Source organism: Sulfurimonas sp., from assembly GCF_016744025.1.
GTDB lineage: Bacteria > Campylobacterota > Campylobacteria > Campylobacterales > Sulfurimonadaceae > Sulfurimonas.
The window spans coordinates 1-11,074 of sequence record NZ_JADGFC010000090.1 but is presented as its reverse complement, the minus strand read 5'-3'; the positions used below and the strand labels follow the sequence as shown (position 1 = coordinate 11,074).

9 protein-coding genes are annotated in these 11,074 nt (G+C 31.9%); 7 read left to right on the top strand and 2 right to left on the bottom strand.

Going from position 1 to position 11,074, the window contains the following annotated elements:
• Both QZZ48_RS11485 and recO read right to left on the bottom strand, forming a co-directional pair.
• Nucleotides 1–505 (bottom strand): DMT family transporter (locus tag QZZ48_RS11485; RefSeq protein WP_294965896.1); only part of this gene is annotated, 505 nt, incomplete at its 3' end.
• A gap of 4 nt (nucleotides 506–509) precedes the next feature.
• Entirely contained in the window at nucleotides 510–1,130 is a 621-nt protein-coding gene (gene recO, locus QZZ48_RS11480; RefSeq protein WP_294965893.1) for a recombination protein RecO, read from the bottom strand.
• A 178-nt stretch (nucleotides 1,131–1,308) separates the two neighbouring features.
• On the opposite strand from recO, the gene gltB reads away from it, so the two are divergent.
• The 7 genes from gltB (at nucleotide 1,309) to QZZ48_RS11445 (ending at nucleotide 10,742) form a co-directional block, all read left to right on the top strand.
• The gene (gene gltB, locus QZZ48_RS11475) at nucleotides 1,309–5,748 is read left to right on the top strand and encodes a glutamate synthase large subunit (protein ID WP_294965890.1); all 4,440 of its coding nucleotides are present in this window, start codon (nucleotides 1,309–1,311) and stop codon (nucleotides 5,746–5,748) included.
• 2 nt (nucleotides 5,749–5,750) lie between these two features.
• The gene (locus QZZ48_RS11470; RefSeq protein ID WP_294965887.1) at nucleotides 5,751–7,136 is read left to right on the top strand and encodes a glutamate synthase subunit beta; all 1,386 of its coding nucleotides are present in this window, start codon (nucleotides 5,751–5,753) and stop codon (nucleotides 7,134–7,136) included.
• A gap of 595 nt (nucleotides 7,137–7,731) precedes the next feature.
• On the top strand, nucleotides 7,732–8,454 hold the full coding sequence (locus tag QZZ48_RS11465; RefSeq protein WP_294965884.1) for a DUF4198 domain-containing protein: 723 nt from the start codon (nucleotides 7,732–7,734) through the stop codon (nucleotides 8,452–8,454).
• Nucleotide 8,455: 1 nt separating this feature from the next.
• A complete protein-coding gene (gene cbiM, locus QZZ48_RS11460; protein ID WP_294965881.1) occupies nucleotides 8,456–9,049 on the top strand; it encodes a cobalt transporter CbiM in 594 nt (197 codons plus the stop codon).
• A gap of 1 nt (nucleotide 9,050) precedes the next feature.
• Nucleotides 9,051–9,461 carry a hypothetical protein gene (locus QZZ48_RS11455; RefSeq protein WP_294965878.1) on the top strand — a complete coding sequence of 137 codons (411 nt, stop codon included), beginning with the start codon at nucleotides 9,051–9,053 and terminating at the stop codon, nucleotides 9,459–9,461.
• A complete protein-coding gene (locus QZZ48_RS11450) occupies nucleotides 9,458–10,108 on the top strand; it encodes an energy-coupling factor transporter transmembrane component T (protein WP_294965876.1) in 651 nt (216 codons plus the stop codon). Before QZZ48_RS11455 ends, QZZ48_RS11450 begins: the two co-directional genes overlap by 4 nt.
• On the top strand, nucleotides 10,092–10,742 hold the full coding sequence (locus QZZ48_RS11445) for an ABC transporter ATP-binding protein (RefSeq protein WP_294965873.1): 651 nt from the start codon (nucleotides 10,092–10,094) through the stop codon (nucleotides 10,740–10,742). Before QZZ48_RS11450 ends, QZZ48_RS11445 begins: the two co-directional genes overlap by 17 nt.
• Nucleotides 10,743–11,074: the final 332 nt, after the last annotated feature.

Sequence of the window (11,074 nt, the reverse complement as noted above, 5' to 3'; positions counted from 1 at the left end):
GTACAGAGTAGAGTGCCCATGATAAAGAAGATGCAATGACCCAAATATCTCCTCTGCCAAAAGAAAGAGTGAACAAAGAAGAAATATTTCCATGTAGTGCTAAATAAATAACACCAAACATAGAAAATAAGACACCTACAACTTGAAAGCGTGTCACTGTTGTTTTTAAAATAATAATAGAAAAGATAATAATTAAAATAGGAACACTAGAGTTAATCAATAAGGCATTAGTTGCAGTAGTGTATTGTAGTCCTACATATAAAAGAGTATTAAACATTGCAATGCCTAAAAAACTCAATAAAGTGATTATTGCGAAGTTTTGTTTTAGCTCTTTAGTAATACTTTTTCGTTTTTTAATTATAAATGGTAAAAGTACTAAAAAGACACCAAACCAACGAAACATAGCAATTTGCATAGGTTCTAATTCGTTATGAATGTATCGCCCTAAAACAAAATTTCCTGACCAAAATAAGACACATAAGGTTAACATTATATATATTCGCATCAATTTAAAGTCCTTCTAGTAAAACATACCAGAGTCTATCTATTTCCTTATCATTTAAAAATATAGACGATTTGTTTTCAAAAAGCTCTATTAGAGCTTCTTTATTTATACTGAGAGTATGTGAACAAGCATTGTGAGTTGGTAAAAAAGCACGTACTATAGAGATTTCTTTTTCTTCTATGGGGAGCGAGCATAGAAAACAGTTGAGCTCTGTGTGAAGTCTTCCTTCATTTTCTAAAAGTTTTACATAAGATTCAATAGCTACTCTTTTTGGGTTTTGTTTATCCCAATTATTAGATGCATAGTCTAAAAGTTCAAAATAAAAGTCACCTAATTCTTCTGCATCTCTTAAGTGTTTATGAAATAATGCTAAAAAATCTTGCCAAAGTCTAAGCAGCTTATAATCATTTATCCATTTAAAACCAATATGTATAACATCCTTTAGTCTTGAAATGCTTGATTTTGCACTATCTTCTTTTTCAAAATCTATCTTAAATCCAAGGTTTATTACTCCATGTCTTGCTCCATAGAATCTGTAAAGATTATCTAAGCTGCCCTTTGATACTATAGTAACAATTAAGTCTTCATCTTTAACTTTATTGAGATTTATGATGTAACCCTGCATTTTTCGCTTCTTTTATACACATATTAAAAATTTGTTCTAGAAATTCTACTGATATTATACTTTTTTAAACCTTTAAATTGTACAATATACCACTTTGTCTCTAAATAGACTAAGTATGTTTAAAAATAGATTAAACTAGTACAAATCTAGTTACGAATTTACAAATTTTGGAGTGATTATGACAAAACATCATGATTTATTAAGATCATTTAAAGATAACTGTGGTTTTGGTCTTGTTGCCAACATCAAGAACAAAGCATCTCATAAGGTTCTAAACGACGCAGTTACTGCATTAGAAAGAATGATGCACCGTGGTGCTGTTGCAGCTGATGGTAAAACAGGTGATGGTAGTGGTTTATTACTATCTATACCAGAGGAATTTCTTCGTGACGAGGCTTCTAAGTATGATGTAGAACTACCTAAGCAATTTGCAGTAGCATCTGTATTTACAAAAGATAGAGATCACCTTAAGACTATAGGAGAGATTTGTTTAAACAATGATCTTAAAGTAGTTCTTACTCGTGATGTTCCAGTTGATATTAATGCCCTTGGTGACCAAGCTATAGCTTCATTACCAAATATTGTACAACTATTTATTACTCCTAACTCGATTATGGCTACAAATAGATTTGATGCCCTTTTATATCTTTCACGTAAAGAAGCAGAGCATCAACTAATAGAAGATAGAGATTTTTATATATCTTCTATGAGTTCAAAAGTTCTATCATATAAGGGTCTTGTTATGCCTACGCATATCAAAGAGTTTTATAGAGACCTTCAAAGTGAAAATTTCAAGATTTCATTTTCACTTTTTCACCAAAGATTTTCAACAAATACTCTTCCTGAGTGGAGATTAGCTCAACCATTCCGTGCTGTAGCACACAATGGTGAGATTAACTCTGTTGAAGGTAACCGTATAAATGTACAAATCAAGTCTGAGTCTATTAAGAGTGAAGTATTTACTGATGAAGAGATTCAAAGAATTCTTCCTATCTTACAACTTAACTCTTCTGATAGTGCATCTGCGGATAACTTTTTTGAGTTTCTTATCGTTAATGGTATGGATTTCTTCAAGGCTGTTCGTGCTGTTATTCCATCAGCTTGGCAAAATGCTCCACATATGGACCCAGAGCTTCGTGCATTTTATGAATATCAGTCAACTGTATTTGAAGCATGGGATGGTCCAGCAGCATTCTCTGTAACTGATGGTCGTTATATAGGTTGTGTACTAGATAGAAATGGTCTTCGTCCTTCTAAATATATAGTTACAAAAGATAATAACCTTTTTATTGCTAGTGAGTATGGTGTTGTTGATATCCCAGAAGAGAACATAAAAGAGAGAGGTCGTCTTCAATCTGGTGAGATGATTGGTCTTGACCTTAAGTTTGGAAAACTTCTTAAAAATGAGCAAATTAATGATTATCTAAAAAGTTCAAACCCTTATATGAAGTGGTTAAATGAGCATATGATTTACCTACAAGAGCATGTTGAAGTTCAGTATACTGATAAATGTGACTTTGAGCAACAAGACTTTATTAAAAGACAAAGATACTTTAATATTACTCAAGAAGTAGTTGAACAAGTAATCGAACCAATGATTTTAGATGCTAAAGAAGCTGTTGGTTCTATGGGTGATGATACACCTTTGGCAGCATTCTCAAATAAGCAGAGAAATTTTACTGATTATTTCAAGCAAAAATTTGCTCAAGTAACAAATCCTCCGATTGATCCAATCCGTGAGAAAGTTGTAATGAGTCTTAACGCTGGATTTGGTGAAGTTCATAATATATTAAATGAGATTCCAAGTCATGCACATCGTCTAAAGTCTATTTCACCGATTATTACTAGTGAAAAGCTTGATGTATTAAAATCATTTGGAGATAAAAAGTCACCTCGTTACCAAGCTTTTTATCATAATACAACATTCTCAACTGCTTATAAAGGTTCTTTAAAAGAAGCTCTAGACGCTTTGGCAGTTAGTGTTGTAGATTCTGTTAACAATGAGGGAACAAGAGTAATTATTTTAGATGATTATGAATTTAACTTAAACAACAAAATTATTCCTATGGCTATGGTTGTTGGTCGTATTAATTTTGCACTACTAAAAGCTGGAATTCGTCATTTAACATCTATTGTTTGTGTTACTTGTGAAGTTGTAGACTCTCATAGTGCCGCTGTACTTATAGGTTATGGTGCAAGTGCAATACATCCTATTCTTCTTTTCTCAACAGTTATAAATAAAGTACAAACATCAAAAGTTATGGGAACAGACTGTAGTGAAGCTATTAAGTCTGTACATAGTGCTCTTAATGCTGGACTACTTAAAATTATGTCTAAAATGGGTATTGCTACTGTTGGTTCATACCGTAATGCTGGACTATTTGATGTTCTTGGTCTAAATGATGAAATCGTTGCCGAGTGTTTTGAGAGTTCTAACTCAGAGCTTGGTGGATTAAACTATGAAGATATTGATGAAAGAATCACTAAGTATCATAAAGAAGCGTTCATAAAAGATGGTTTCAAAAAAATCTTCCCATTAAATATTGGTGGATATTACAAATTTTATAGTGGACAAGAACACCATGACTTCGGGCCTGCTGTTATTCATGCTATTCATGCCATGGCTGATAGTGGTAAAACTGAAGATTATAATAAATTAAGAGATTTAGTAAACAAACGTGGTCTTAAATTTATTCGTGATTTCTTCGAACTTAAATCAGATAGAAAAGCTATTGATATCTCAGAAGTAGAGTCAAAAGAAAAAATCTTTAAAAGATTTGCATCTGCTGCAATGAGTCTTGGTTCTATATCCCCAGAAGCTCATGAAACTATTGCTATCGCAATGAATAGAATCGGTGCTCAATCGAACTCAGGTGAGGGTGGAGAAGATAAAGATAGATTTGGAACTGAGAGAGTTTCTAAAATCAAACAAGTTGCCTCTGGTAGATTTGGTGTTACTCCTGCATACCTTAGAAGTGCAGAAGAGATTCAAATTAAAGTTGCTCAAGGTGCTAAACCTGGTGAAGGTGGTCAACTTCCTGGACATAAGGTAACTCCTCTTATTGGTAAGTTACGTCATACTGTTCCTGGTGTTACTCTTATTTCACCTCCTCCACATCATGATATTTATTCTATTGAAGATTTATCACAGCTTATTTTTGACATCAAACAAGTAAATCCTAAGTCAAGAGTTGCGGTTAAACTAGTTTCTACTATTGGTGTTGGTACTATTGCTGCGGGTGTTGCAAAAGCATATGCAGATAAAATTATCATCTCTGGTGGTGATGGTGGTACTGGTGCTGCTCCACTTACTTCTATTAAGTTTGCTGGTAATCCATGGGAAATCGGTCTAAGTGAGGCTCACAATGCTCTTAAAGCTAACAACCTTCGTGGTCTTGTAGAAGTTCAAGCAGATGGTGGTCTTAAGTCTGGTTTAGATGTTGTTAAAGCTGCATTATTAGGTGCAGAGTCTTATGCATTTGGTACAGGTATCCTTACTATTGTCGGCTGTAAGATGCTTCGTATCTGTCATGTAAATAAATGTTCTGTTGGTATTGCAACTCAAAATGAAAAACTTCGTCAAGAGTTCTTTAAAGGTCATGTTGATCAAGTTATTAACTACTTCACTCTTTTAGCTGAAGATATCCGATCTATTATGGCTGAACTTGGTTATGCAACTATGGAAGAGATGATAGGACGTGTAGATATACTTAAAGTTATTGATGATAAGTTTGCGCAAAAATTTGATTTTAGCTCTATTCTTCACCAAGAAGCTGGTGTAAATACTCACCAACAAAAATTCAATCATCCATTTGATGATAATGCCTTTGAGCATGATGTACTTAAAGAAGCAATGAGTGCTATTAAGCATCCTGATCATCCGATTAGAATCAACAGAGAAATAAAAAATATTCATAGAAGTTTTGGTGCTTTAGTTTCTGGTGAGATTGCACAATATTATGGAGATACAGGTTTAAAAACTGGTACTATTAAAATTAATCTGCACGGTATCGCAGGTCAAGCCTTTGGTGCATTTTTGATTCATGGTGTAGCAATATACTTAAATGGTGTAGCAAATGACTACATCGGTAAAGGTATGCATGGTGGTAAAATAATTATTACTTCTAAAAATGAGGGTGAAGATTATAGTGCGGGTGGTAATACTTGTCTATATGGTGCTACAGGTGGTAAGCTTTACATCTCTGGTTCAGTTGGTGAGAGATTTGCTGTTCGTAACTCTGGTGCTTTAGCTATTGTTGAAGGTTCAGGAGATAATGCTTGTGAGTATATGACTGGTGGTGTTGTAGTTATTCTAGGTCGCACAGGTATTAATTTCGGTGCGGGTATGACAGGTGGTGTTAGTTTTGTTTATGATGAAGATCACAGTTTTGTTGAGAATGTAAATCGTGAACTTGTAGAAGCTATCCGTATTGATACAGATGAGGGTGCAGATGCAAGACATCTACTTAAAAGATTACTAAAAGATTATCTAGTTGAAACTGAGAGTATAAAAGCGAAAGAACTGCTTGATAACTTTAGAGTTGAAGTAAGAAACTTCTGGTTAGTAAAACCTAAAAACTTAACAAAACTACCTCTTAACCTAGAGAATGGAGACTAATTATGAAAGAATTTTTAAAAACAGAAAGACTTAACCCTACTAAAAGATTAGTCGTTGAGAGAACAAAAGATTTTGGTGAGATTTATGAAGTGTTTGATCGAGATGATGCAGCCGCTCAAAGTGAAAGATGTATTCAATGTGGAGATCCATTTTGTTTAAATAAATGTCCACTTCACAACTACATCCCACAGTGGCTAAAGTCTGTTGCTGAAAAAGATTTGGAGTTTGCATTTAAACTATCAAATGAGCCTTCTCCTTTCCCAGAAGTAATGGGTAGAGTTTGCCCCCATGATAGACTATGCGAAGGTGACTGTACTCTAAATGATGGACATGGAGCTATTACTATTGGTTCTATTGAGACACATATTACAGAAGAAGGTTTCAAAGCTGGTTACAAGCCAGAATTTCCTGGAATCACTACTGATAAAAGTGTTGCAGTTATAGGAAGTGGTCCGGCTGGTTTATCTGCTGCTACATATCTTCTTCGTTCAGGGATAGCAGTAACTATATATGAAAGAAGTGACCGTGCTGGTGGACTTCTAACTTATGGTATTCCTAACTTTAAACTTGACAAAAAAATAGTTGAACGTCGTGTAAAACTTCTTGAAGAAGCTGGTCTTAAACTAGTGTTAGAATATGAAGTAGGCAAAGATATTACTTTTGAAGAAGTTGCTAATTCTCATGATGCTATCTTTTTAGGAGTAGGTGCTACTAAGGCAAGAAAAGCGTCTTTATCTGGAGAACAAGCTTCAAATGTTTATGATGCTATGGATTATCTTACTGCTATGCAGAGAAAAAACTTTAAACTTTCTTACGATAAAAAGTTTGACTTTAAAGATTTGAGTGTTGTAGTTATTGGTGGTGGAGATACTGCTATGGACTGTCTTAGAACTGCAAAAAGAGAAGAAGCTAAAAAAGTTAATTGTCTTTACAGAAGAGATGCTATAAACATGCCAGGAAGTAAAAAAGAGTATAAAAATGCTATGGAAGAGGGTGTTGACTTTACGTTTAATGCTTCTCCAAAAGAGATTATTTTAAATGATGACTCAAAAGCTGTAGCTGTTGAAATCATTAGAACTACTCTTGGTGCAAAAGATGAAAGCGGTCGTCAAAGAATGGAAGAAGTTAAAGGAAGTGAAACAAGAGTTAATGCTGATGTAGTTATCATGTCTCTTGGTTTTAATCCTGCTGTTCCATCATTCTTAGCAGAGAACGGGATTGAGACAAATAGTTGGGGTGGAATTGTTATAAATGAAGAAACTCATGAGACAACTACATCTGGCATCTATGCTGGTGGTGACTGTTTTAGAGGTGCTGACCTTGTTGTAACAGCAGCACTTGATGGTCGTGAAGCGGCTAGAAGTATCGCTAAGTCTTTACTTAAATAATTAGACTTTTTTCTATTTAAACCTCGTTCCCACTCTCCTGAGTGGGAACGTATATTTTCTACTTCAATTCCTACAAATTAATACTAAATTCCGACTTTTAATAAATAAAATTATTTTTGATATACTTATGGCAAAAATTATAAATATAAAGGCATAGTGAATGTTCATAGACTTTGATCATATGAACTTTAGTATGCATTCTCACTTGGAAAGTGGGAACGAGAAAAAATAAAAAATAAAATTATTGTTATTGTAAGTTTATTGATTGCATGAGGGGTTACTATGTGGAGTATAAGTAATACAGTAATAGGTATGATATTTGTTCCAATAGGAAGTATTATATTTACTATAACAAATAAAAGTAGGAATAATAAATGAGACTATGTAATAAAGAGGTTAATCAATTAATGATTAATAGTGCAATTAGTCAAACCTATTTACTAAAATTTAAAAATACTTACTATTAAAGTTATCAATTAAGATGAGCATTCTAAGTTTATAGATTGTTTAGTCCCAAAAATAGATAAGAAATAAGAAAATTTATACTTGTATAAGAAGTTCATATTATAATTTGAAAAAACTACAAAGGATCTTCATGGCAAAGGTAATTTTATCTTTATTGGCAACAGCAATTGTATTAAATGCACACTTTTTGACTTTTATATCTAATACTGACAATGTATCAAACGAAAAACAATCAAATATAGAGTTTGATATCTCTTTTATTCACCCTTTTGAGCAAACAGGAATGACTTTATTAAAGCCAAAAGTTTATGTGAACTCTAAAGAGAATCAATTATCTTTAAAACAGAGTATTAAGTTTAATCATAAAGCTTGGCAGAGTACTTATAAAATAAAAAGACCAGGAGTGTATAAATTTTTTGTGGAGCCAAAGCCATACTTTGAGCCTGCTGAAGAGAAATTTATCATTCATGTTCCAAAAGTGATAATAAGCTCTTTTGGTCTTGAAGATGGTTGGGATGAACCTATAGGATTAAAATATGAGATTATTCCTATGACCAAACCATTTGGATTATATGCTGGAAATCTATTTCAAGGGAAGGTTTTACATGATGGGAATCCTGCTGTTGATGTGGAAGTGGAAGTGGAACTTTTCAATAAGTATGAATTAAAAGAACCAAGTGATGCACATATTACCCAAGTTATTAAAACAGATGCAAATGGTGTATTTTCTTTTGTTATGAATCATAAAGGTTGGTGGGGATTTGCTGCACTAATTGAAGAAGGTGAATTAAAGCATGAGGGGAAAAGCTATCCTATTGAAAATGGTGCTTTGATGTGGATAAAGGCATACTAATATGCATATTTCAGACGGGGTTTTAAGTTTAGAGATTACAGTGGTGGTCTCAGTAATCTCGTTATTTGCTATGTTAAAGGCCATAAAAGAGTTAAAAAATGAAGATATCTCCATAACTGGTGTGGCAAGTGCTATGTTTTTTATAGCTTCATTTATACATATTCCTTTTGGAATAACCCAAATACATCTAATACTTTTAGGAGTGATAGGTATACTTGTCTCTTGGGGTGCTTTTGTAGCAATTTTTGCTGCATTGTTACTTCAAGCTTTACTTTTAGGCTATGGGGGGATAGTAAGTATAGGGGTAAACCTTTTTATAATGGCTATGCCAGCTGTGATAGTTCACTATATTTATCATACTCCATTTATACAAAATTTGAATGATAAAATAAAATTCTTTGTTGTGGGATTTTTAGGTACTTTTTTTGCCACACTATTTTTAACTGCTATCCTTTATTTTTCAAAAGAGGAGTATAATTATGCTGCTGTTTCTATATTTTTATTGAATATTATCACCATGATTATAGAGGGTATTGTAAGTATGTTTTTACTACTTTTTATAAAAAAAGTTTATCCTAAAATTTTAAAGGTTTAGTTTGAAACATCTACTCTTTGTATCTTTTCTTATATCTTTATGTTTTGCACATAAAGTAAACCTATTTATAAGCAACGAGGGTGAAAATATAGAGATATACTCATATTTTGCCAATGGTACAGCTTGTAAAAATTGTACTTTACTTATAAAAAATGATGAAAAAATAATTTTAGAAGATAAATTAAACAAAGAGGGAATTTACAACTATAAGTCAGAGTATAAAAATATTGAGGTAATTGTAGATGCCTCAGGTGGTCATATAGTAAAAAAAAGCTTTTATATCTCCCAGATAAAGCATGAAGATATAAAAGAGTATAAGCAAAAAGAGCAAGAGGATAAATACTTAAAAATAATACTTGGACTTTTTATATTGCTTATCTTTTTTTATATCTTAAAAAGGTTTAAAAAATGAAGTCTATAGAAGCATTAATGCTTATTAACTCTTTTGTCTTTTCTTCTATAGTGTCTTTTTCTAGGGTTGATTTTATTTTTTTATTACCTATTGGTATTATTTTATTCTACGAAAAAGAGTATCTATTTACTATATTTAAAAAGCTAATTTTTATAAACCTTTTTATCGTGCTATTGGTGATATTCGTGTTTTTTCAAAATCAAAATGAAGCTCTAATTTTACTTATAAGAACAAACTTGATACTGTTATTTAATATTGCATTATTTCATAAATCAAAGGGTTATGATATTGTACGGGGACTGGATGCTTTAAACTTTCCAGCTAAAGTGGTAAGTGTATTTTATTTTTCTCTATCACTCATAATCTATTTATTAAAAGATTTCAAAGAGACTAAAAATACTTTAAAATCAAGGGGTTTTAAAAGTACAACTTCCATATTTACATACCAAACCTATGGTAATATTTTTGGGATGATATTTGTTAAAGCGTTAAGAAAATCAGAAGATATGACATATAGTATGCAATCTCGTGGTTTTGAAGATAAAATATTTTTTTTAAGTTCAAATAGTATAGGGCTTATACAAAGACTTATCACCCTTTCTATAGTGGTGATATTTATAAAGGTAATATATGAGTTGTTCAGTTAATCTAAGAAAAATATCTTATGATAATGGAAAAGTATTGTTTAAAGATATTGATTTAAATCTTGGACATGAAGAAAAAATAGCTATTATAGGTTCAAATGGAAGTGGAAAAAGTACACTTTTAAAAATTATCGCTGGTTTTATAGCACCAAGCAGTGGATATATAGAAATATTTCACAATAAGATAAATTATTTAAAAGAGTTTAAAAAGTATAGAAACAATCTAGCATATCTTCCTCAAGATGTATCAAATCATTTTTTATGCCCAACTGTTATGGAGGATGTGATATTTTCTCTTCGTGCAAGGGGTGAAAGTAAGAATGAATATTTAAAAAAAGGTAAAGAGATGCTAGAAAAACTTCAAATTTCTCATCTAAAAGACAGAATTATATTTGACCTAAGTGGAGGGGAGCAAAAAATTGTAGCTTTAGCTGGACTTTTGATTCTCGAACCTAGGATTTTACTCCTTGATGAACCTACTAGTGCCTTAGATGAAGAATCTGAACAAAAGATGGTAAAAATATTAAACTCCATAAAAAGATCTATGATAATAGTATCTCATCATAAAAGCTTTATTGATTCTTTGACTCCTACAATTTATAGGTTAGATAATGGTGACTTTTTAAAATCTAATTAAGGATATTTATCTATATAAATAATTATTATAATTAGTTCTCAAGAATAGTTACAGATGCTAATCACAACATAATAAAAGAGATAGCTTATGATACATTTGATTAAACAATTAAAAGTACAAGTGGAACATTATTGGATAGTGAAGAATCATCTTACTCAGATTAAATAGGAACAGAAATGAGTTTAGGATATGTATATAATAAAGATAGCTCATTATACTCTCATGTAAAATTTAGACTTAATTAAAAAAACGGGGGTTTAAAAACTCGCTTTTTTTGATAATTGACCAAATAATAATCTACTAAATTTAACTTCAAGCTTTTACTCAAACCT